Origin of the sequence: Corynebacterium sp. MSK310 (genome assembly GCF_030227355.1) — a bacterium.
In the GTDB taxonomy this organism is placed as follows: Bacteria; Actinomycetota; Actinomycetes; order Mycobacteriales; family Mycobacteriaceae; genus Corynebacterium; species Corynebacterium rhinophilum.
Genome location: NZ_JASPFZ010000005.1, coordinates 108,674 through 130,138, shown reverse-complemented (window position 1 = coordinate 130,138; position 21,465 = coordinate 108,674). Strand labels below are relative to the sequence as shown.

General features: G+C 58.4%; 20 protein-coding genes, 2 tRNA genes and 1 pseudogene. 14 read left to right on the top strand and 9 right to left on the bottom strand.

Features of this window, described 5'->3' with window-relative positions:
* A pseudogene (locus QP891_RS05990) lies at nt 1–314 on the top strand (transposase); the annotation flags it as partial.
* A gap of 257 nt (nt 315–571) precedes the next feature.
* Here QP891_RS05990 and QP891_RS05985 read toward each other — a convergent pair.
* Both QP891_RS05985 and QP891_RS05980 read right to left on the bottom strand, forming a co-directional pair.
* Entirely contained in the window at nt 572–955 is a 384-nt protein-coding gene (locus tag QP891_RS05985; protein ID WP_005277863.1) for a globin, read from the bottom strand.
* Nucleotides 956–1,960 (bottom strand): mechanosensitive ion channel family protein, encoded by a 1,005-nt coding sequence (locus tag QP891_RS05980; protein ID WP_284770199.1) that lies wholly within the window; start codon nt 1,958–1,960, stop codon nt 956–958. It lies immediately after the preceding gene.
* A 154-nt stretch (nt 1,961–2,114) separates the two neighbouring features.
* On the opposite strand from QP891_RS05980, the gene QP891_RS05975 reads away from it, so the two are divergent.
* On the top strand, nt 2,115–3,272 hold the full coding sequence (locus tag QP891_RS05975; protein ID WP_284770200.1) for a cystathionine gamma-synthase: 1,158 nt from the start codon (nt 2,115–2,117) through the stop codon (nt 3,270–3,272).
* Nucleotides 3,273–3,293: 21 nt separating this feature from the next.
* On the opposite strand, the gene QP891_RS05970 is transcribed toward QP891_RS05975, so the two are convergent.
* A complete protein-coding gene (locus QP891_RS05970; RefSeq protein ID WP_284816994.1) occupies nt 3,294–5,165 on the bottom strand; it encodes an FAD/NAD(P)-binding protein in 1,872 nt (623 codons plus the stop codon).
* A 79-nt stretch (nt 5,166–5,244) separates the two neighbouring features.
* Here QP891_RS05970 and QP891_RS05965 point away from each other — a divergent pair, with 79 nt between their 5' ends.
* Entirely contained in the window at nt 5,245–5,934 is a 690-nt protein-coding gene (locus QP891_RS05965) for an SDR family oxidoreductase (RefSeq protein WP_284770202.1), read from the top strand.
* Between the two features lie 4 nt (nt 5,935–5,938).
* Here the strand turns inward: QP891_RS05965 and pepN are convergent, their stop codons facing one another.
* Nucleotides 5,939–8,455 (bottom strand): aminopeptidase N, encoded by a 2,517-nt coding sequence (gene pepN / locus QP891_RS05960; protein WP_284805847.1) that lies wholly within the window; start codon nt 8,453–8,455, stop codon nt 5,939–5,941.
* Nucleotides 8,456–8,619: 164 nt separating this feature from the next.
* On the opposite strand from pepN, the gene QP891_RS05955 reads away from it, so the two are divergent.
* Complete coding sequence (locus QP891_RS05955; RefSeq protein WP_284770298.1) at nt 8,620–9,177, top strand: mycothiol-dependent nitroreductase Rv2466c family protein; 558 nt, start codon at nt 8,620–8,622, stop codon at nt 9,175–9,177.
* Here the strand turns inward: QP891_RS05955 and QP891_RS05950 are convergent, their stop codons facing one another.
* Nucleotides 9,178–9,579 (bottom strand): hypothetical protein, encoded by a 402-nt coding sequence (locus QP891_RS05950; protein WP_284770203.1) that lies wholly within the window; start codon nt 9,577–9,579, stop codon nt 9,178–9,180.
* 120 nt (nt 9,580–9,699) lie between these two features.
* Between QP891_RS05950 and QP891_RS05945 the strand changes: the two genes are divergently transcribed.
* Nucleotides 9,700–10,179, top strand: a complete 480-nt coding sequence (locus tag QP891_RS05945; RefSeq protein WP_005277878.1) for a ribose-5-phosphate isomerase — start codon at nt 9,700–9,702, stop codon at nt 10,177–10,179.
* Between the two features lie 88 nt (nt 10,180–10,267).
* Here the strand turns inward: QP891_RS05945 and QP891_RS05940 are convergent, their stop codons facing one another.
* The 3 genes from QP891_RS05940 to QP891_RS05930 form a co-directional block, all read right to left on the bottom strand.
* A complete protein-coding gene (locus QP891_RS05940) occupies nt 10,268–11,101 on the bottom strand; it encodes an aldo/keto reductase (RefSeq protein ID WP_284816992.1) in 834 nt (277 codons plus the stop codon).
* Nucleotides 11,102–11,236: 135 nt separating this feature from the next.
* Nucleotides 11,237–11,464: a hypothetical protein gene (locus QP891_RS05935; RefSeq protein ID WP_023030334.1), complete on the bottom strand. Its 228-nt coding sequence runs from the start codon at nt 11,462–11,464 to the stop codon at nt 11,237–11,239.
* Nucleotides 11,465–12,102: 638 nt separating this feature from the next.
* Nucleotides 12,103–12,177, bottom strand: a tRNA-Gly gene (locus QP891_RS05930).
* 121 nt (nt 12,178–12,298) lie between these two features.
* On the opposite strand from QP891_RS05930, the gene QP891_RS05925 reads away from it, so the two are divergent.
* From QP891_RS05925 to QP891_RS05885, 9 genes are all read left to right on the top strand, one after another.
* Complete coding sequence (locus QP891_RS05925; protein WP_284770204.1) at nt 12,299–13,147, top strand: DUF1542 domain-containing protein; 849 nt, start codon at nt 12,299–12,301, stop codon at nt 13,145–13,147.
* Nucleotides 13,148–13,281: 134 nt separating this feature from the next.
* Nucleotides 13,282–13,355: transfer RNA gene (locus QP891_RS05920), tRNA-Pro, on the top strand.
* Between the two features lie 94 nt (nt 13,356–13,449).
* Nucleotides 13,450–14,805: a trigger factor gene (tig, locus tag QP891_RS05915; RefSeq protein WP_284770205.1), complete on the top strand. Its 1,356-nt coding sequence runs from the start codon at nt 13,450–13,452 to the stop codon at nt 14,803–14,805.
* A gap of 191 nt (nt 14,806–14,996) precedes the next feature.
* Nucleotides 14,997–15,608: an ATP-dependent Clp protease proteolytic subunit gene (locus QP891_RS05910; protein WP_023023580.1), complete on the top strand. Its 612-nt coding sequence runs from the start codon at nt 14,997–14,999 to the stop codon at nt 15,606–15,608.
* A gap of 17 nt (nt 15,609–15,625) precedes the next feature.
* Complete coding sequence (locus tag QP891_RS05905) at nt 15,626–16,252, top strand: ATP-dependent Clp protease proteolytic subunit (protein ID WP_284770299.1); 627 nt, start codon at nt 15,626–15,628, stop codon at nt 16,250–16,252.
* A gap of 269 nt (nt 16,253–16,521) precedes the next feature.
* Entirely contained in the window at nt 16,522–18,024 is a 1,503-nt protein-coding gene (locus QP891_RS05900; RefSeq protein WP_284770206.1) for a peptide MFS transporter, read from the top strand.
* A 322-nt stretch (nt 18,025–18,346) separates the two neighbouring features.
* Entirely contained in the window at nt 18,347–19,651 is a 1,305-nt protein-coding gene (locus tag QP891_RS05895) for an inorganic phosphate transporter (RefSeq protein ID WP_284770207.1), read from the top strand.
* Nucleotides 19,652–19,654: 3 nt separating this feature from the next.
* Nucleotides 19,655–19,945, top strand: a complete 291-nt coding sequence (locus tag QP891_RS05890) for a hypothetical protein (RefSeq protein ID WP_284770208.1) — start codon at nt 19,655–19,657, stop codon at nt 19,943–19,945.
* A 160-nt stretch (nt 19,946–20,105) separates the two neighbouring features.
* On the top strand, nt 20,106–20,360 hold the full coding sequence (locus tag QP891_RS05885) for a hypothetical protein (protein WP_284770209.1): 255 nt from the start codon (nt 20,106–20,108) through the stop codon (nt 20,358–20,360).
* 115 nt (nt 20,361–20,475) lie between these two features.
* Here the strand turns inward: QP891_RS05885 and fabG are convergent, their stop codons facing one another.
* On the bottom strand, nt 20,476–21,240 hold the full coding sequence (gene fabG / locus QP891_RS05880) for a 3-oxoacyl-ACP reductase FabG (RefSeq protein WP_284770210.1): 765 nt from the start codon (nt 21,238–21,240) through the stop codon (nt 20,476–20,478).
* Nucleotides 21,241–21,465: the final 225 nt, after the last annotated feature.

The window sequence follows — 21,465 nt, the reverse complement described above, 5'->3', positions numbered from 1 at the left end:
TCTGGCCTATCCCGGACAAGCTGTGGATCAACAAAAGCGGGGTGGTACGCGTTATGGGACACGGCCTCTACGTCGGGTTGCGCTTCAAAAATCGAGCCATCTACAGCAGCGTAGCCGATGACTATGTGGAATTTTTTACTGATCACGACGGTGAGAAACTGTTTTCATTTCCGCTACCGATCCAACTGAATCAGCGTCCACCCGGCGGTCAAATCAACATAAACCACGTTGTCGGCATGTGGCACCGACAACCCCCAGAGCTAAAACCCAATCTCTCTGGGCCACGGCCAAGCCGCCGGAAGAAGCCAAACTAGCACCAGTACAAAAACTCCGTGGACTCCCCGTCCAAAAAGCGGGGAGACTCCGCGTCCACAAAGTCCCTAGACTCCGAGTCCACAAAGTAGCTGGACTCCAAGTCCAAAAACCTCATGGACATAACATTGCTAGCGCTAGCCGGTGCTAGTGCTGATACACAGTAAAGGGGCCCGCGCACTTACCTAATACGGAAGTGCGAGGGCCCCTGTTTGTGGCTTGAAACGCTTGCAAAAGCAGCGTTACAAGCAGGTGAAAATTAAGGCGCTCTATTGATGAGCATGGCGGCGACGCGCTGCATGTGGTCCCAAATCATGGTGCGATACGCCGGCGGGATGGTGTCTTCCTCGATGCTATCGAGGGATTTTCCCATCAGCTCGAGCCAGCGGTCGTGAGCTTCCATGTCTATGGGGAAGGTCGCATGCCGCATGCGCAGGCGCGGGTGGCCGCGATTTTCGGAGAAGTGTTGGGGACCGCCCCAGTACTGAATCAGGAACCAGGTAAGGCGCTGTTCCGCACCTTCCCAATCTTGATCCGGATACATGGGGCCAATCACGTCGTCTTCTTTGACCTGGTCATAAAAGCCATGCACTAGGCGTTCAAAGGTAGGGGTCCCACCGATGGCTTCATAGACGGAATTCATTTAGGCATCGTCTCCCTTGTGCGGATTGGCAATGCCGATGCCGTGTGGGTAGGGGGTGCTGATGCCCTCTGCGTGCATGACGTTGAGGACGCGGGACTGGACAAAGCGCTGGACGTCCCACTGGCGGCCCGGCAGCGTCTTGGTGGAAACGCGGAAGGAGACGTAGTCCGGCTCGAACTTGGACATGCCGTCGATGCGCGGGGTGCTGAGCACCATCTTGCGGATCTTTTCGTCCTTGACGGCATCCTTGACGGCCTTGTCGATGACATCGCCAGCAACCTCAGGGTCATTGGATAGCCCGACAGGGATTTGGATGCGGGCAACGGAGTACTCATCGGAGTGGTTAGCCACCTGCAAGATTTCGCCATTGCGGACGTACCACAGGGCACCGTCGATATCGCGGACGGTGGTAATGCGCAGGGAAATGGACTCGACGTCACCGAAGACGCCGTTGCCTAAGTCAATGACATCGCCAATGCCGTATTGATCCTCAATGAGCATGAAGATACCGGAGAGGAAGTCTCGGACCAGTTCCTGTGCACCGAAGCCGAGGGCGACACCGATTACACCGGCAGACGCGATCAGCGGGGCAACGTTGACTTCCAATTCATCCAGGATGGCGATGCCGGCCGAAACCCAGACCACGATGGCAACCGCCGATCGCCCCACGCCGGCGAGGGTCTTAATCCTCGAGGCCCGGCGGGCCTCCCTTGTTTCTCGCAGGGTGTCATCCGGTTGTCCGTCCTCTCCAGACCTGCTGCGGCTGCGGCTGGGCTTTTTGAGGGTGGAGGCCTTAATGCTGTTTTTCGCCAGCCGGTTGATGAGGTGGCGCAGCGCCCAGTGCGCAATGAAGGCCAAGATGATAATGAGGCCGATGCGAATGGGCCGCTCGATAAGCCAAAGCTGAACGTTTTCGTCGTTCCAGAAGCTCGATACGGACTCGACTGCATCGTCTTTTTTCTCTGCAGCGCCCTGAGCCGTGATAAATAAGTTCGTACTCATCATTCTTTCTTGATCGTAGACACAAGCTAACCGCACCCATTGTAGAGAAGAATCCTGAAATCTCACTGACAGCGCAGAAATTGCAGCGCGGGCGGAACCGAATATAAATTGCCGAATGGCCGGTGTGGATGAACCGCTTAGTCTACGATTGGGAGGCATGACTGAACACAGCGCGCATAACTTGGCAAAAGGATTTTCATCCCGATCCATTCACGCTGGATATCACCCGGATCCGCACATGGGATCCATTAACGTGCCGATCTACGCCTCGACTACGTTCGCCCAAGATGGCCTCGCGCAGCTGCGCGGCGGCTTCGAATACGGGCGCGTGGCCAACCCGACGGTTCGATCCCTTGAAAAGACCTTGGCTGCGCTGGAGGGCGCGGACTACGCCCGCGTCTTTGCCACTGGTATGGCAGCCGCCGATACGATGGTGCGCATTCTGGTGCGCCCCGGCGACCACGTCATCTTGGGCAATGACTCCTACGGTGGGTCCTACCGCCTGCTTAATGATTTCACGGAGTGGGGCGTGGAGATGTCCATTATCAATACCTGCGATGTCGATGCCGTCGCCGCCGCGGTAAAGGACAATACCAAGCTCATCTGGTTAGAAACCCCGACCAACCCGGCGCTGAATATCACCGATATTGCGGCGGTGGCCAAGGTTAAGGGCAATGCGCAGGTGCTGGTAGACAATACTTTCGCCACGCCGTACCTCCAGAACCCGCTCGCACTCGGCGCAGACCACGTCCTGCACTCCACCACGAAGTACTTGGGTGGGCATTCCGATGTCCTCGGTGGCGCCGTAGTTACCAATGACCCCGAGGTGGATGAGCAGCTGCTGTATTTCCAGGGCAATGTGGGCGCGGTCGCCTCGCCTTTCGATGCCTACCTGACCGCCCGCGGTATTAAGACCCTCGGCGTGCGCATGGACCGCCACTGCGCCAATGCGCAAAAGGTGGCGGAATTCTTACAGGCCCGCCCAGAGGTCAAACAGGTGCGGTACCCGGGATTGGCGGAGCACCCGGGCCACGAGCTGGCGGCGCAGCAGATGCGTGGGTTCGGCGGCATGATGTCCGTGCGCTTCCACAACCCAGAGCACGCCAAGCAGATTTGTTTGAATACGCGGCTTATCTGCCTAGCGGAATCGCTGGGTGGGGTGGAATCGCTCATCGAGCACCCGCAGAATATGACCCACGTATCGGCCGAAGGCTCCGAATTGGTGCCGCCGGAGGACATGGTGCGCATCTCCATCGGCATCGAGGACATCGATGACCTGCTAACGGATCTGCAGCAGGCCCTCGACGCCCTTTAAAAAGCGCTCTAAAACGCGTACTTAGTGGCCGCCGGCAACCTTTAAGAGGGAACCGGCGGTCTTATCTGTTTCCTGCAGCATGAGCGGGTCCGTGCCCGGCATGGGGGAAATCGTTGTATCCGGCCACTGCGCATAGGTGGGGATGCCCACGATATGCAGGCGTTCATCCAAGCTGCCATCAGGATGTACGGTGCGCCGCGTGGCACCATCGGTTTCGGGGGAACCGGTGTCCTGCCTGTGATCGGCAAACGGGCGCATCCGTCCACCCTCGACCAATCCGCGGGTGAGCGGATCGCCGGCGACGCGGATATCGGGCTTGTGCATAAAGGCATCGACAAGCGTGGGCGCGGATGCCGAGCGCGGGCCAGAAGTCAGAGTGAAATGGTCTGACTCGATGGCGAGGGTGGGGTGATCGCCGAGGAAGCGGACTAGGTGGGCATCGACAAGCGCGAGCAATTGGCGCACGCGGAAAAGCGGAGGGCCCGAGCCCACCATCTGCCCAAAGGACATGAACTGCGCGTAGCGGCCCGTGCGGGACTCGCGGGTATAGCGGCCTTCCGCGCCGAGGATGGAGGCGGGCTTGCGCGACTGGGACAGTGACCACAGCGCGGCCTTCATGGGCGAATCGTGGCCGGCTGCGGCCTCCTGAATATCGCTCGCCAGGCTGTCCGCAATGTGGGCGGTAAGCGCCGAAATATCGCCGGTAAAACCAGCGACTTGGTACATCAGCTCGGTCATATCCCACGGCTGGGTGACCAGGGGAGTAAGGGCGGTGCCGAGATCGTCAGGCGCGGTGGAATCGATGACCGCGAGGATCTCTTCGCGCGGGCGGAGCAGCGCTTCCGGATTCACCCGTTCCAGCGTGGTGATATACGCCTCGTAGCTATCGCGCGCGATGGCGGGCCAAACCTGGGCGTCAAAGTCGATGTCCTCGGTGCCCTGGAGCTTCCCGATGACCTCATGCAACCGCCGCCGCGGCATCGTCGGCGGCAGCTCGTTGTACTCGGACTTGGGATGGAAGGGATAACCGCGGCCGGATGAGACGATGAAATGTGGTTCCTTCCCGCTCGCCTCGTAGCGCAGGCCGGAGCGGGTGGTGGCATCCTCGACGAATTTGCCCCCGCGCTCGATGGTGGTTAGCGCCATGATGTCATAAAAGCCCATGCCCAGACCGCGCACCAACACGTCTTCACCGGCGGGAATGGCGCCATAGTCTTGTTCCACGGGGTTGCCCGGTGCGATCCACCGCAACCCAGACTCCGCCAAGCGCTGCTCCTCATCATTAAAGCGCGGCGCCATCCAGCCATAGGCTAGGACCGTGGCATCGGCGCGCACCTGCGAGCCATCGTCCAAGTGCAGGATATCGGCCGCGCCGTCTGCGGAGATGGTCTCCACGCGGTGGTGGTGGCTGACCGTAGAAATGCTCTCCGGCAGGCGCGCCAGCACCACATCATAGACCCAGCGCAGGTACTCGCCATATAACGCGCGGGTGGGGTTGGACTCCGGGCGGGTAGCGGCCAGCTCCGCGCGGTACTCGGTGGCAATATGCGCGGCCGGAGGGTGCTGGGTAAAAAGCTCGCGCTTGGCAGGAGCTACCTTATCGCCCTCGCCGCGCAGCAGCTGGATCCACTCGTATTGCGTCGGCCCCTCGAGCACTGGGGCATTCACCGTCGCGCCGGGCTCGGTAAAAAGCGTGACGGCGCCCGCGCGCGTATTCATGCACAGGGTCTTGGTTTGGGCGGTGTCCCAGACGCGGCCGGCGCCGTGCTGGGCCTCGTCGATGAGGTGGACGGTAACGGGGGAACTGGAATCATCCATGCGGGCGGCGAGGCGTTCCAAGATGGAAATGCCGCGCGGGCCCATGCCGACGATCGCGATTGCAGGAGTAGCCATAGCCCCTATCGTTCCACATCGCGGAACGGGGACGGACGCCGCGCACCGCTAGCATCCATTTTCCCTATGATGGGGTGGCATGACTGATACCACGAATGTGCCAGAGAAAATCGCCGTCGTTACCGGTGCCACCGGTGGCATGGGGCGCGAGATCATCAAGGATCTCGCCCGCGATCACCACGTGTATGCGCTGGGCCGCAGCGCCGAAGAGCTGCCGGAGGCCGCGAATATCACGCCGGTTGCCAGCGACTTGGTCGCCGGCTTGGACGAGGGCATGCAGCTGCCCGAGCTAGAGCGGGTCGATGTGCTCGTGCACGGCGCGGCGCGCGCCACGAAGTTCTCGGTGGAAGAGGCCACCCCGCACGATTGGCGCGCCCACATGGACTTAAACGTCCACGCGCCGGCGGAGGTCACCCGCGCGCTTTTGCCGCAGCTGCGCAAGGCAGAGGGCACCGTCGTCTTCATTAACTCGGGGGCGGGGCGCAAGAGCTACGGCGATAACGTGGTTTATGCCGCGACGAAGCACGCGCTGTATGCGCTTGCCGATGCCCTGCGTATCTCCGAACCCGGTATCCGCGTCTCCACCGTGGCGCCAGGCCCCACCGACACCCCGATGCTGGAGGGCCTGCAGGACTATAACCCGAGCGAGGTTATTGCGCCCGTGGAGGTGGCGCGCGCCATCCGCACTGTCGTGGAGGCTGGGCCCACCACCCAGCTCACGGAGATCCAGGTGCGCCCGCGCATCGAGCTGAACCTCCGCAAGAAATAGTCACCTAGTTGGCGTCGAGCTCGCGGTTGCGCAGGGCGCGGGCCACGCGGTCGCGCTGCTCGGTAATCGCGCGGCGCAGGCCGCCAGCCAGATCCTTCTGCAGGAAGGCATCGGCGCGATCGAGGCCGTCTTGGGTGATATCCCAGGACGGGAATAGCCCGGTGACGGTGGTCAGGCCCACCTCGGAGGACTGGGAATCCCAGATCTTTTCGGCCACCTCAAAGAATTCCGCGGTGGGCAGGAGGTCATCGGAGTGCGGGTAGTTCAGCCCTTCCAGCTTGGAGGTGAGCTCGCGGTTGGTGAGATCCCCGGCGACGATCTCTTCCCATACCGCGCGCTTATTATCCGCGGTGGCAATCGCGGCGCGGGCGCGCAGGGAAGAGTAGTGGCCGGTAGCGGAGTTATCGCGCTTGAGCTGGGCGGCGATGGCGGCCTCGGCATCGGCAAGCGCGCCCGCGGCAGCAAGCGCTGCGACGGCGGACCAGCGCAGCCCGGCATCATCGGAATCCGCGAGGAGATCGTGCAGGTAGTCGCGGGCAGGCTGGTGCAGCCGAATCCGAGACAGCGCCTGCGTGCAGATGATGGAACGCTGCGCATCGGTGCTCCGGGCGCCATCGACAAGCGCCTGCGCCAAAACCGTGCTGTCTTTCGCCCACGCCGGATCCGCGTAGTTTTTCAGCGCGGTAGACGCCTGCGAGACGATGCGCTCGAGGACGGCGAGCTCGGTCTCCGCCTTCATGCCGCGGGCCACCAAGCGGATGAAGTCGCGGGCGCGCATGGTGCCGGCGCGGGTCATCTCCCAGGCGGTGGACCAGCAGAGGGTGCGCGCCATGGGGTCGTCGAATTTCTCGATATTATCCAGCAGGAATTGCAGGGATCCTGCATCCAAATCGATGAGGCAGTAGGTCAGATCGTCATCGTTGGGCAGGATGAAATCGATGTCATTCAGGTTTCGGCCGACCAGCTCTGGGATCTCGGTGGCCTCGCCCTCCACGTCCATCTCGAGGCGCTCGGTGCGCACGACCTTGCCGTCCTGCGTGCCATACAGGCCCACCGCCACGCGGTGGGTGCGCAGGGTATCGCCGCGCTGGGTAAGGTGCGCCTGGGTGATGGTGCCGTCATCATTGGCCTCCGTGGCAACCGCCAGGGTATTGATGCCGGTGGTCTTCAGCCACTGCTGTGCCCAGAAGGATAGATCACGCCCAGACGCCTCCTCGAGGTGGCGGAGCAGATCATCGAAGGTGGCATTACCCCACGCGTGGGCGGCGAAGTGGCGGCGCACGCCGGCGAGGAAGTTCTCGCGGCCGACATAAGCCTGCAGCTGCTTGAGCACCGAGGCGCCCTTGGCGTAGGTAATACCGTCGAAGTTTTGCTCCACGGTCTCGATATTGCTGGCATCGGTGGAAATGGGGTGGGTAGTAGGCAGCTGATCCTGCTGGTAAGCCCAGGACTTTTCCCCGTTGACGAAGGTGACCCAGGCGGTATCGTATTCGGTTTCTTCCGCCTGAGAGATGGCTGCGGACCAGGTAGCAAAGGACTCGTTGAGCCACAGGTCATTCCACCACTGCATGGTCACGAGGTCACCGAACCACATGTGGGCGAGCTCGTGCAGGATGGTATCGGCGCGGAGCTCGTACTTGTAGTGCGTGGCCTGTGAGGTAAAGACGTATTCATCGCGGATGGTCACGCAGCCGGCGTTTTCCATCGCACCGGCGTTGAACTCGGGGACGAAAATCTGGTCGTACTTGCCAAAGGGGTAGGGGAAGCCGAAGTTGCGGTGATAGAAGTCAAAGCCCTGCTTGGTCTCAGTAAAGAGGCGCTCCGCATCGAGGGAATCTGCCAGAGAGGCGCGGCAGTAAATACCAAGCGGGACCTCGAGCTGCTGGGCCGGCTTGCCCTCGGGGTGCTCGGTCAGCTCACCGCGCCAGGTATCGGTGACCTCGTGGTACGGGCCTGCGCACAAGGCAACCAGGTAGGTCGACAGCGGGTAGTCGATTTCGGAGTGGGTGGTATCTCCCTCGCGGGTGACCGGGCCATTGGTGATAATGGTCCACTCCTCCGGAGCCTTAAAGTGCAGGGAATAGGTGGCCTTCAGATCCGGTTGATCGAAGCAGGCAAAAACGCGCTTGGCATCGGCGGTTTCAAACTGGGTGTAGAGGTAGACCTCGTCATCGGCAGGGTCCACGAAGCGGTGTAGGCCCTCACCGGTCCGGGAGAAGGGGATCTCAGCGGTGACCTCGAGCGTGTAGTCCGCTACCTGCAGCCCGGAAAGGGGAATGCCGTAGGTGGGGTCATAGGACTGCGTGGGCAGTGGGTTTCCATTCAGGCGCACCTCGTGCAGCTTGTCCGCGCGCAGATCGATGAAGGTAGAACCGGCCTCCTGGGTGCTAAAGCGCACCGTGGTGGTGGACACGAAGTGGGTATCGGAATGCTTAAGGTCTAAAGTGACATCGTAATGGTCAACCTTGAGCATCTGGGAGCGATTTTTTGCTTCCTCCCACGTGAGGTTTACAGAGGTCATTGCCTAGATTCTCCTTTGCTAACGAAAATAGTGATGCATCAAGGTTAGCAGCGGGTTTACAGTGGTGGGGCAAACTGCACTTATTTCAAGGAGGAATAATGACTACCCCAGTTAAGTTTTGGTTCGATGCTTCCTGCCCGTTCGCATGGGCAACGTCCCGCTAGATCAAAGAGGTAGAAAAGGTCCGCGATATTGCGGTGGAATTCGAGCCGATGTCCCTGTCGGTGCTTAATGATGGCCGCGATCTTGATCCCGAATACATGGAAATGATGGAGGCCAACTGGGGCCCTGCCCGCGTATTTGCCAAGGTTAAGACCGAGCAGCCAGAAAAGGTTGATGAGCTTTATACTGCCATGGGCACCCTGATTCACGCCAAGGGTAACGGCGGCAAGAAGGGCGATGGTGGCTATGACGAGATCATCGCCCAGGCATTAGAGCAGGTTGGCCTCCCCGCAGACTTTGCAGAGGTGGCCCACACCGAGGAATACGACGAGAAGCTGCGCGAGTACCACCACAACGGTATTTCTTCCGTGGGCGATGAGGTAGGAACCCCGGTTATTAAGCTGGGTGATACCGCCTTCTTCGGCCCGGTTATCACCCGCGTTCCCAAGGGTGAGGAAGCCGGTGAGCTTTTCGATGCCTCCGTGCGCCTGGCTCAGTTCCCTTACTTCTTCGAAATCAAGCGCTCCCGCACGGAGATGCCACAGGTAGAAGAGGACTAGTTATAAGCGCTGCTGGCCTTGCCTGCGGCGTACCGCGGCGGCAAGGCAGCACACCGCGATTACCGGCGTGAGTAAAAACGCCGGTACCCCGGCGATATTGATGATGGGCAGGGCCGCCTGAGCCTGGAATTCTGACCAAGCGGCGGCCACCCACGTGGCCCATGATGCCGCGGTGAGCAGGGATAAAATCCCAATCACCGCGGACAAACCGCCGAGGTGATTTTTCTTTATCACTCTTTGATTCAGCCACCACAGCCCCAGTACTAGGTGGGAGACTGTGAAAAGTGCGGTATGAATAAGCGGCACGAGGTAGTTCTTATTGGTTAAGAAAATATTCGCCGCAAATAACACCACCGCGATAGCAAGGATGCTGCCGTAGAGTGCGAGGACGCGAGGGTTCATTTTTATCGCCTTTCTGTGCAGCACGTAATCTGCGCTTTAGCCTAACAGCGCCGGGCTATGAGCGAAATAGGTTATGCAAAGTGGTGCCTAGAAGGCGGCGGTGCCGGTACTGTAGGGGTTATGCGCGTATATCTTGGAGCTGACCACGCAGGTTTTGAGACTAAAAACCTGATTTCTGAACACCTCACCAAACAAGGCCATGACGTTATCGACTGCGGCGCTCATACCTATGACGCCGAGGATGACTACCCCGCATTCTGCATTGAAGCGGCCCTATGCACCGTCAACGATCCAGGTTCTCTGGGAATCGTGCTGGGCGGATCCGGAAATGGCGAGCAGATTGCCGCCAATAAGGTCAAGGGCGCGCGCTGCGCGCTGGCATGGTCGCCAGAAACCGCGCGCCTGGCCCGCGAGCACAATAATGCACAGCTCATCGGCATCGGCGGGCGCATGCACTCGCAAGAAGAGGCCCTAGAAATCGTGGATGCCTTCTTGGATCAAGAATGGTCCCGCGCCGAGCGCCACCAGCGCCGCATCGATATCCTCGCAGAATACGAGCGCACCAATATCCCACCCGAGCTGCCTAAGGACCCGCGCTAAAGCCGCCAAGTTCCTCGCACAGACATAAATGAACGCCGCGGGCCATTGTGGCCACGCGGCGTTTTATGTGGTGATTATACCGAGCACATTATGCGTCGTTCATGTCATTGGGGTGGTGCCCACCGCGGCCGTCTTCGCCTTCCTCCAACGAGGTAATGGCGGCCATTTCCGCATCCGTGAGCTCGAAGCCGAAGACATCGAAGTTTTCTGCAATGCGCGATGGCGTCGAGGACTTGGGGAAGAGGATGACCCCATTTTGCAGGTGCCAGCGAATAATGGCTTGGGCTGGGGAAACACCGTGTGCCTCGGCTGCTTCAGTCACCTCTGGTGCCTCCAAGATATCGCTCTTGCCCTGACCCAGCGGGCCCCAAGCCTCGATGGCGATGCCGTGTGCGCGTCCCGCATCCAGTTCGCGCCAGCGCTGCAGGTAAGGATGCAGCTCCACCTGGTTAATCGCAGGGACGACGTCTGTGTGCACCTCCAGTTGATCTAAGTGCTCCGGCTCAAAGTTGGACACGCCGATGGACTTCGCCTTGCCCTCTTTGCGCAATTCAATGAGCTGCTTCCAAGCCTCCACGTAGGTGCCCTTGGCTGGGGTAGGCCAGTGGATGAGGTATAGGTCTACGTAGTCAAGGCCCAGCTTCTGCAGGGATTCATCCAGCGCTGCAGCGGCATCGGTGTGGCGATCGTTCCACAGCTTGGTGGTAATGAAAAGCTCCTCGCGCGGGATGCCGGAGTTAGCAATGGCCTTGCCCACGCCTTCTTCATTGCCGTAAATAGCTGCGGTATCGATGTGGCGGTAGCCCACGCGCAGAGCCTCAGCTACGTATTCCTCGGTCTTTTCCGGGTCCATCTGGAAGACGCCAAAGCCCAGTTGGGGGATAATATTTCCATCGTTCAACGTAATATTAGGTACGGTCATGCACACCAGATTACGCTTTTCTGGCCACCGCCCCAATGTGATGTATTTACGGCCGCGTATGGCGGGAACCGGGGAGGGGTGGAAAAGGGGCATCGGCAAGCAGGGGCCTTGTTTAAGCTAAGAAACCGGCGAAGCCTAACGGCGGAGCTGTGCCGGTGACCCCGGCCGGGCCGCATGCCAGCGCTTAATATCCTCAGCAAGCCACAGTCGCGTGCGACCCAAAATCGTGGCCACATGCTCAGGGGTGCGGTGATTGGCTGAATAATTGCGCCAGGTCGCGTAGCTCACGCCGATATGGGCGGCGCAATCCGAGCCAGTCCACAACTCATCGCCGGTATCAACGTCAATGATTTTAGGCTGCACGATTTTCCCTCTCTAGCCATTCCTCACGGGTGTCCAGAGCGAGGCATACGGCCGTTGCTACTAGCGCTGTGGTGGTGGCCCATGCTGGAGCCTTAGTGATGATGAATGATGCACTAATAAGTGCGGTTATGATTGTCATCGTGTGAGCCCTTTCTGTAGTGTGAGGGGGCGCCCCGGCTGGATAATAGGAGTATCCTGCCGGGGAGTTTCTATTCCCGCTTGCGGCTTGAGTTCAGAGGGTGTTTGAAGAAATATTCCCTAGTTTTAGCAGTGCCAGCCAGATGGCTGCCAGGGAGCCGAATATTTCAAGCATTTTCACCCCTCTCTTCAGTTTTCGTAAGTGCCTTGAGGCCTTAAATTTACTAGTATAACACATTAATGCGTTATTGGAAAACTGGAAGAATGAACATTTTAAGAATATTTACCAAAACGTAACCCAAGCCCACACCACACAAGCCGGATGGGGGCACCCGCCGTGCTCGCACTCTGGAAGGAACTATAACCAAAGCTAAAACTATTTAAACCCCCACAGACGATATAGTCCGTGGGGTTTAAACATGCCAACTAAAATGGTTCTACCAATGGTTCCACTTACCGCCAATAACCAGCTACAATAGTCAATTATTGCAGTACAAACATGGAGGGAATGACGGGAATCGAACCCGCGTCTTCAGCTTGGAAGGCTGAGGTATTAGCCACTATACGACATTCCCACAGCGTTACCTTGAACGCTGTCGGCTACTTTAGCGCATGAGCGCCCCAAAACGAAAATAGGGAACACGCGCAGTGGGTAGGCCGTTAAAATAGGTAGGACCAATTCCGGCAAAGAAAGCGATGATTGTTGTGGAACTCCTACTTCTTGTAGTCGTACTCGGTGGCGGCGCGTGGTACCTATCCTCGCGCAGCTCAAAAAAGAGCCGGGAGGAGCGAGAGGCGCAGCAGTTAGCGGATGCCCAAGCGGATGCGCGTCGCTGGATTGAGCGCCTAGGCGGCCAGGTCATGCAGATCTCCGGCACGGATACCGCCTCGCAGCAGGCAATGGCGGACGCATCAGAACGTTTTACCGCGGCTAATTCCGCTATTTCGCAGGCCACCACGGTCAAGCAAGCCAATTTGGCCCGCGAATCGGCGCTTGAAGGTATGCATTACGTCAATGCCGCTCGCGAGATTATGGACATGAATCCGGGCCCGGAATTGCCGCCGCTGGAGGGGCAGCGCGCCGCGGGCAAGGTCACCGAGAAGCGCACGGTGGATGCGAATGGCGAGCAGCTGACTGCGTCTCCGTACGCCTCTGAGGAAACCCCGAACTATTACCCCGGCGGAACCGTGGCTGGGCGCCCCGTTCCGGCCGGTTGGTACTCCCGCCCTTGGTGGGCGGATGCCCTGCAAACGGGCGTGTGGATGATGGGTTATTCCATAATGTTTAACGCCATGTTTGCCGGCATGTCCGGCGTGGGCTATTCCGCAGCCGCCGCAGAAAACGGCGACTGGGGCGGCGCCGAGGGTGGCGAAGGAATGGACGGAGCCGACGGCGGCGGAGATGCCGGAGACGCCGGGGACGCCGGCGATATGGGCGGCGATGCCGGAGGGGGAGACGCCGGTGACGGTGGCGGCTTCTTCGACGGATTATCTGATGGTGATGGCGGCGGATTCTTTGATGGTATGTTTGATTTCGATTTCTAAGTCCAGCTTCCGGAAAATATGCCGTTAACCTGCGGCTACGCCCTTAACAGGGGGCTGATTTAGGAGATTTAAAACCAACACGCTAAACTGGCTCAGGTATGCAACGCAGCCAAGGCAACTTGGTGGCCTACATACGGGGCGTGGCGCAGTTTGGTAGCGCACCTGCTTTGGGAGCAGGGGGTCGCAGGTTCAAATCCTGTCGCCCCGACGTATGGGGGTCTGAAAATGCCCTAATAAGGTTTTTCAGACCCCCTTTAATTTTTATGTACGTAGAAAAACAATGAAGCCAGGGAGATTCACTCGTGAAGACCACCGTAGACAAGCTGAGCGATACCCGCGTTAAGCTCACCGTCAACGTTCCGTTTGCGGAGCTGGACCAGGAAATCGATCAAGCTTACGCGGCAATCGCGCAGCAGGTTTCTATTCCAGGTTTCCGTAAGGGCAAGGCCCCGCGCCAGCTGATCGACGCTCGCTTCGGCCGCGGCCCGATTCTGGAGCAGGTCGTCAATGACATGCTGCCTTCCCGCTACGAGCAGGCTGTTCAGTCGGAAGACCTGAAGGTCATCGGCCAGCCGGACGTGGACATTTCCAAGATCGAGGACAAGGACTTCGTCGAGTTTACCGCCGAGGTTGATGTTCGCCCTGAGTTCGAGGTTCCGGACTTCTCTGAAATCTCCGTCACCGTCCCTGCCATCAAGGCCGGCGAAGAAGACGTGGACAAGGCCCTCGAGGATCTTGCAGAGCGCTTCGGTGAGCTGAAGGACACCAAGCGCAAGATGAAGACCGGTGACTACGCCATCATCGACATCACCGCCGAGGTAGACGGTGAGAAGATCGAAGATGCTTCCACCGAAGGCCTGTCCTACTCCATCGGTGATGACAACCTCATCAAGGGTCTGGACACCGCACTGCGCGGCATGAAGACCGGTGAGGATAACGAGTTCACCTCCACCATTCAGTCCGGTGAGCACAAGGACGAAGAGGCTACCTTCAAGGTCCACGTGCAGCAGACCAAGGAGCGCAAGCTGCCGGACATGGATGATGAGTTCGCCCAGATGGCCTCTGAGTACGACACGCTCGAGGAGCTGCGCGAAGCTACCAAGACCGAGGTCGAGGAGTCCAAGAAGGCTGAGCAGGCCGGCCAGATCCGCGATGAGGTTCTGAAGGCTGCGCTTGCCGATGTCGACTTTGAACTGCCTCAGTCCGTCGTCGACGAGCAGGCTCACGCTCAGCTGCACCAGATCTTGGGCCAGCTGGCACACGATGAGAAGGCACTGGCACAGCTGCTCGAGGCACAGGGCACCTCCCGCGAAGAGTTTGATAAGCAGACCCGCGAGCAGGCTGAAGAGTCCGTGCGCACGCAGATCTTCTTGGATGCCGTGGCAGAAAAGGAAGAGCCGGAAGTTTCCCAGCAGGAGCTCTCGGACCACATCCTGTTCACCGCGCAGTCCTACGGCATGGACCCGAACCAGTTCATCCAGCAGCTGCAGTCCAACGGCCAGATTGCCAACCTGTTCTCTGACGTACGCCGCGGCAAGGCACTGGCTGCCGCTATTTGCCGTACCACCGTCAAGGACGAAGAAGGCAACGACGTTGACGTTGAGCAGTACTTCGGTGAGGTAGAAGAAGACGAGAACGAAGCTACCGACGCGGAGTAAATCTTCTGGTTAAAAGCCCAGCTTGGCCCCTCGCACCGGCGAGGAAGTCTGGCTGGGCTTTTCTCATCGCTGGGTCGAAAAAGCAGACAAAGATCGGTGCAAACGCTGATAGCGAACAGACCCCACAATTATCGCCACATTAAGTAGTGTGGTGGCATTAGAGATTAACCGTCCTCAAGGAGACTTTTCGAATGTCTAAGAAATCTGACCAGCTTCAGATGACCACCCCAGCAGGCTCCGGCCTGAACTTGGGTGACAGCGTCTACGAGCGCCTGTTGCACGAGCGCATTATCTTTTTGGGCACCCAGGTAGACGATGAAATTGCCAATAAGTTGTGCGCACAGATCCTGCTGCTTTCCGCAGAGGATCCCACGCGCGATATTTCGCTCTACATCAACTCCCCGGGTGGCTCCGTGACCGCGGGCATGGCAATTTATGACACGATGAAGTACTCGCCCTGCGATATTTCCACCTATGGCATGGGCTTGGCTGCTTCCATGGGCCAGTTCCTGCTCTCCGGTGGTACGAAGGGCAAGCGCTATGCGCTGCCGCACGCTCGCATCATGATGCACCAGCCTTCCGCTGGTGTGGGCGGTACTGCTGCCGATATCGCCATCCAGGCGGAGCAATTCGCCCAGACCAAGCGCGAGATGGCTGAGCTCATTGCAGAGCACACCGGCCAAACCTTCGAGCAGATCACCAAGGACTCTGACCGCGACCGCTGGATGACTGCGCAGCAAGCCAAGGACTACGGCATTGTTGACCACGTCATCGAGTCCGTGAACGGCCCACTGAGCAACTAGGGAATAAGGAGAAAATCATTATGAATAAGTCGCAGATGCCAAGTTCCCGTTACGTACTGCCCTCCTTTATTGAGCAGTCCGCTCAGGGGACGAAGGAAACCAACCCGTACTCCAAGCTCTTTGAGGAGCGCATCATCTTCTTGGGCACCCAGGTCGATGACACCTCTGCCAATGACATCATGGCCCAGCTGCTGGTTCTTGAGAGCCAGGACCCGGACCGTGACATCACCATGTACATCAATTCGCCGGGTGGTTCCTTTACTGCCTTGATGGCCATTTATGACACCATGCGCTACGTGCGCCCTGATGTGCAGACCGTGTGCTTAGGCCAGGCAGCTTCCGCTGCCGCAGTGCTGTTGGCCGCTGGTGCTCCGGGTAAGCGTGCGGCGCTGCCGAACTCCCGCGTCCTGATCCACCAGCCTGCAACCCAGGGCACCCAGGGTCAGGTCTCGGACTTGGAAATCCAGGCCGCAGAGATTGAGCGTATGCGCACCTTGATGGAAAACACCCTGGCGGAGCACACCGGCCGTACGCCTGAGCAAATCCGCATCGACACCGACCGCGATAAGATCCTGACCGCGGAAGACGCCGTGGAATACGGAATCATCGATACCGTCTTTGAGTACCGCAAGCTCAATTCTTAATTCGGTCCTGATGGACTAAATCCATCAGAGGAAGCCCTGGAGGCAGCTTCGAGAGGAGCCCTCGCAGGGCTTTTATTATTCGCATATCAGTGGCTCGGTATATGCTTATGAGCGGTGTGACGGAGGGGTAGTGGCGCGTGGGCATCTACCCCAAACGGGGTAAATCTTTCAGAGAAATATCTGCAGGTCGTTAGGCAGATTTATTTGTGCGATGTTTCACGTATAATGCCCGATTTGTGAATTAGACCTCTGAGTGGTCGTATTATGCTATGACAAATAAGGAACCAGAGGCGGAGGATCGCATCTCCGCACCCACTGCTTCGAGTGGGGAGCGCACATTTTTTGGTCACCCGTGGGGACTGGCTAACCTGTTCGGCGTGGAGATGTGGGAGCGCTTCAGCTTCTACGGCATGCAGTCCATTGTGCTGCTGTACATGTACTACGCCACCACCGATGGCGGCTTAGGCCTCGACCGTGCCGATGCGACGTCAATCGTTGGCGCGTACGGCGGCTTGGTGTATATGGCATGCCTGTTGGCATCATTGGTAGCTGACCGCATCCTCGGTGCGGAGCGCACCCTGTTCTACTCCGCAATCATGGTGATGGCTGGGCACCTCGTCTTGGCATTTATTCCTGCCGTGACCGGCCTAGCAATCGGCCTGATCCTTATCGCCGTTGGTTCCGGTGGTGTAAAGACCACCGCCTCGGTGGTGCTGGGCTCGCTGTATAGTCGTGACGATCCTCGCCGTGACGGCGGCTTTTCTGTCTTTTATATGGGCGTTAATATTGGTGCCCTTTTCGGACCGCTTCTTACCACCGCAATGTGGGGCTGGAAGGGCTTCCACTGGGGCTTCGGCATCGCTGCCGTCGGTATGGCCCTCGGCCTTATCCAGTACACCATCATGCGTAAGACCACCATTAAGGATGCCGGCCACAATATTCCGAATCCGGCGGACTCCAAGCAGCGCTTGATGGGCCTTGGTGCGATTGTCGTCGTCATCCTCGTGATGGTCATCGGCCTGGGTACCGGGATCATCAAGGTGGAGTGGCTTTCCAATATCGTCACCGCCGTTGCCCTGATCGCCGCCGTGTACTTCTGGATTCAGATGTACACCTCTGATTTGGTGAGCCGGAAAGAAAAGAACCGCCTCTTGGGCTTTATTCCGATGTTCATCTCCGGTGTACTGTTCTTCGGTATCTTCCAGCAGCAATTTACCGTGATGACCATTTACGCCGATGTGCGCTTGGACCGCCACATCTTTGGTATCGAGATTCCGCCGTCATTGGTGCAGTCCATTAACCCGATCTTCATCGTTATCTTCTCTGCAATCTTCGCAGCTATGTGGACGAAGCTCGGTGACCGTCAGTGGTCCACGCCGGTGAAGTTCGGCGTGGCCAATATCATCATCGGTGTCTCGCTGTTCTTCTTCCTGCCGTTCTCCGGCTTGGGCGCGAACTCCACGCCAATGTATGTCATTATCTGGATCCTCTTCCTGTTCACCATGGGTGAGCTGATGCTGTCTCCGGTGGGCAACTCTCTTGCCACCAAGGTGGCACCAGAGGCGTTCCCATCGCGCATGATGGCCGTGTGGATGATGGCCGTGGCTATGGGTACCGCGCTTGCCGGTTCGCTGGCTAGCTTCTACAACCCAGAGGATGCGGCTGCGGAAAACACCTTCTTTATTTCCTTGGGTGTCGGCTCCATCGCTTTGGGCATCGTCCTGCTCGTGCTGAGCCGCTGGGTGGTCAAGAAGTTTGCTACCTTCCGCTAAAAAGGGAAGTTAAACCCTTTATTTCGAGAGGTGCGTTGGCGTGAAACCGGCGCACCTCTCTTAGTGTTTTCCGCCACGGTATTAAAGGCTGAAAATAGATTAGGTTTCTTAAAAAATGCTGGTAAACCGCAGATTTTCGACAAGTAGCTAACACGAGGGCATGGGCGGAAGGTTAACACTAGGCAAAGTGTAGTTTACTTCTAAGAAACGCTATTGGCTTAGCTTATTATTGCGGAGTACGCTGCACTTCGTACGCGACGCGTGACGGCGCCGCAATTACACTTTCTTCTCATTTGTTAATTGCTTACAAGGGGCCAATGCTGTGACAGCGACTCTGATTATCTTGGGCATTGTGGTGGTTACCGCCTTAGCCTTCGACTTCACCAATGGTTTCCACGACACTGCCAATGCGATGGCAACCTCCATTGCTACGGGCGCGCTGAAGCCATTTACTGCGGTAGCGATTTCTGCCGCACTTAACCTCGTTGGCGCATTCTTGTCCGTGAATGTCGCGGCAACGGTGGCTAAGGGTATCGTCAACCTCGATTCCTATGACCTTTCGGGTGCAGCCGCTGATTCGGACGGCCAGGCCCTGTTGATGGTGGTCTTTACCGGCCTTATCGGCGGTATTCTGTGGAACCTTTTCACCTGGTTGCTCGGACTGCCGTCTAGCTCTTCCCACGCCCTTTTTGGCGGCCTTATCGGTGCAGCCTTCGCTGCCATGGGTACTGGGGGAGTGGAGTGGACCTCCATTATGGCCAAGATCATTATCCCGGCGGTGGCGTCCCCGATTATCGCCGCGCTGGTGTCCGCCTGCGCCACCTTCCTCGTTTATTGGGTGACCAACACCATTCCGAATAAGGAAAAGAACGAGCACTTCCGTCACGGCCAGATTGTTACCGCCTGCTTGGTATCGCTGGCCCACGGTGCCGGTGACGCTCAGAAGACCATGGGCGTTATCTTCCTCGCCCTCGTGGCTTCGGGTCATGCGGTTGCTGATGCCCGCATTCCCACCTGGGTCATTATCTCCTGTGCGGTTGCCATTGCGGCCGGTACCTTGTCCGGTGGCTGGCGTGTTATTCGCACCCTGGGCAAGGGCTTGGTTGAGATCGAATCCCCACAGGGTATGGCAGCCGAGGCTACGTCCGCGGCCATCATCTTGACCTCCGCATCTGGTGGTATGGCACTGTCTACGACTCACGTGTCCACCGGTTCCATCCTTGGTACTGGTTTGGGTCGCCGCGGCGCGGACGTGCGCTGGGGTGTGGCGATGCGCATGGTGGCCGCCTGGCTCATTACGCTGCCCTGTGCTGCCTTCGTTGGCTTCGCTTCGTGGTGGCTGGCGCACGGCGTCTCCTCTGCCACGACGATGGCTACCGGTGCCATCGTGGACTTCGTTCTGCTCTTGGCTATGACGGCGCTCATCGTCATCCGCTCCCGTATGAACCCAGTCGATGCCTCCAACGTCAATAATGATTGGGACGAAAACGCTGAGTCCGTGGATTCGTCCTTGGAGCCGCGCGTTGGCGCGAAAGAGACTGTCGCGGCCGCAGGCGGCATGACCCCAGTATCGGCGGTTAATGGGGACAATAACTCCACCTCATCTAATCCACACGAGGAGCGCTAGATCATGACTATTGCAGAAATCTTCGAATCTATACTCCGCGTCGCTGGCCTAGCCCTCGTCTTCGGCGCTGGTATTCCCTTGCTCTTCGCCTTGGGTATGCGTTCCATGACGGGGGATCCCATTCGGGACGATAACGGCGTGGTGGTAGGAGATACTCCCGCTAACCGGCAAATGAAGGTGCTGGGGTGGACCGTCTATGCCGTATTGGGTGCCGTCATCGTGGTGGCAATCGCGTGGATCGCGCGCGATTCCCTGGATCATTACTTTGGCTTCGCACCATTTGGGGACCTTTAAGAGTAGCCCGCGGGCCGGGCGAGCCCGAGATTATATAATATGCCTCACAGCCACTTAAAGTTAACAAAAGGTTAACTTTAAGTGGCCTAAGTGTTGCTTAGTGGGTAAGTACCAAGTATATTTATACCTATCAACAGAGCAACTTTGAGAGGTGAGAGAGATGAACACGATGCGGACCTTCTTTGGTGGCATTAGCGATATGTTCAAGGACTCCACCACGGGTACGGGTTTGGATACCGTGTCTCAGACACCGGTTTCTGCCCGCGTAGCGGAAAATCTCGTTGACGCGGGACTTACTCCCGCGACGACCAAGGACGTCGCTGAGTCCTTCGCATTCGTTGTTGGCCACGCGCCAGATGAGCTGGACATGCTCGATGTCGAGGCATTCTTGCTCGACTTTGACTGGCTGCAATAAGAGCCGTACTAAATAACCCCGCCACGCACCGTAACGGTGTCGGCGGGGTTATCTGTGTCTTAGGGTGGGCATCGTCAAGCGCCAGCTGGGCAAGCACTAGCTAGGCAGGTGCAGGCTAGCGCGGCGGCAGGATGGCCTCGGGGGTTTCTGGCAGGAGCTGGCCGCCGTCAATAATCAGCGTTTGGCCGGTGATATATCCGGCCTCGGTGGAGGCGAGGAAGGCCGCGGCATTGCCAATATCGCGGGGGCTGCCAAGCCGGTGCAGCGGGATGGAGCGCGTCATTTCATCGAGGTAGTCCTGGCCCTGCGCTTCGAGGCCTTCGGTGAGGATATTTCCGGGCAAAACGCCATTGATGGTGATGCCATCGCGGGCGATTTCTAGGGCAGCGGAGCGGATAAAGCCCTGTTGGGCCGCCTTGGAGGCGCCGTAATGTGCCCAACCGGGAAAGCCGGTGTGCGAGCCGGTAATGGAGGTGGTGATAACGATGCGCCCGTAGCCGCGCTCCTTCATATACAGCAGGGCTTCTTGCACGACCTTGAACGTGCCGTGGGTGTTGATGTCAAACATTGTCTCCCACTGTTTATCGGTCATCTCTTCCAGCGGGCAGTTGGGAAAGACCCCGGCATTGGAGCAGACGATGTCGATTGCCCCGTGCGCGGCGTGGGCTTTGGCAAACAGTTCTTTAATGGAGTCCCTATCGGTGACATCGACAGAACAGGCGGTAGCACCGAGCTCCGCGGCGGTGGCTTCAGCCTTGTCGGTGTCAATATCGGCGATGATGACGTTCGCGCCGGCTTCGCGCAGGGAGGCAACGATGCCTTTGCCGATGCCCGCAGCCCCGCCCGTGACAATCGCGGTACGGTTGGTGAGATCAAACATGAAATGGCTCCTTCGGCGGTGGTGGAGGTAGTGGAGGATCCAATCCCAAGTTTAGTGGTGTGGGCGGATAAAGATCTGCGAATTTCGCCACGCGGAGGGAATGAATAGGAGCCGTGTCGGGTTGATTTACTAAGGTAGATTTTTGAACAACCAACCGCGGGGATGGAAGTGAGCGAGCCTTCCGCCCCACCTTTAAAAGCGGTAAACAAGAGCGAGTGTGAAAGT

What these genes read in the sequence shown, in the direction of transcription:
- QP891_RS05985 (WP_005277863.1), bottom strand. Translation starts at nt 955, where the DNA reads ATGAATTCCGTCTATGAAGCCATCGGTGGGACCCCTACCTTTGAACGC.
- QP891_RS05980 (WP_284770199.1), bottom strand. Translation starts at nt 1,960, where the DNA reads ATGATGAGTACGAACTTATTTATCACGGCTCAGGGCGCTGCAGAGAAA.
- QP891_RS05975 (WP_284770200.1), top strand. Translation starts at nt 2,115, where the DNA reads ATGACTGAACACAGCGCGCATAACTTGGCAAAAGGATTTTCATCCCGA.
- QP891_RS05970 (WP_284816994.1), bottom strand. Translation starts at nt 5,165, where the DNA reads ATGGCTACTCCTGCAATCGCGATCGTCGGCATGGGCCCGCGCGGCATT.
- QP891_RS05965 (WP_284770202.1), top strand. Translation starts at nt 5,245, where the DNA reads ATGACTGATACCACGAATGTGCCAGAGAAAATCGCCGTCGTTACCGGT.
- pepN (WP_284805847.1), bottom strand. Translation starts at nt 8,455, where the DNA reads ATGACCTCTGTAAACCTCACGTGGGAGGAAGCAAAAAATCGCTCCCAG.
- QP891_RS05950 (WP_284770203.1), bottom strand. Translation starts at nt 9,579, where the DNA reads ATGAACCCTCGCGTCCTCGCACTCTACGGCAGCATCCTTGCTATCGCG.
- QP891_RS05945 (WP_005277878.1), top strand. Translation starts at nt 9,700, where the DNA reads ATGCGCGTATATCTTGGAGCTGACCACGCAGGTTTTGAGACTAAAAAC.
- QP891_RS05940 (WP_284816992.1), bottom strand. Translation starts at nt 11,101, where the DNA reads ATGACCGTACCTAATATTACGTTGAACGATGGAAATATTATCCCCCAA.
- QP891_RS05925 (WP_284770204.1), top strand. Translation starts at nt 12,299, where the DNA reads ATGATTGTTGTGGAACTCCTACTTCTTGTAGTCGTACTCGGTGGCGGC.
- QP891_RS05910 (WP_023023580.1), top strand. Translation starts at nt 14,997, where the DNA reads ATGTCTAAGAAATCTGACCAGCTTCAGATGACCACCCCAGCAGGCTCC.
- QP891_RS05900 (WP_284770206.1), top strand. Translation starts at nt 16,522, where the DNA reads ATGACAAATAAGGAACCAGAGGCGGAGGATCGCATCTCCGCACCCACT.
- QP891_RS05890 (WP_284770208.1), top strand. Translation starts at nt 19,655, where the DNA reads ATGACTATTGCAGAAATCTTCGAATCTATACTCCGCGTCGCTGGCCTA.
- QP891_RS05885 (WP_284770209.1), top strand. Translation starts at nt 20,106, where the DNA reads ATGAACACGATGCGGACCTTCTTTGGTGGCATTAGCGATATGTTCAAG.
- fabG (WP_284770210.1), bottom strand. Translation starts at nt 21,240, where the DNA reads ATGTTTGATCTCACCAACCGTACCGCGATTGTCACGGGCGGGGCTGCG.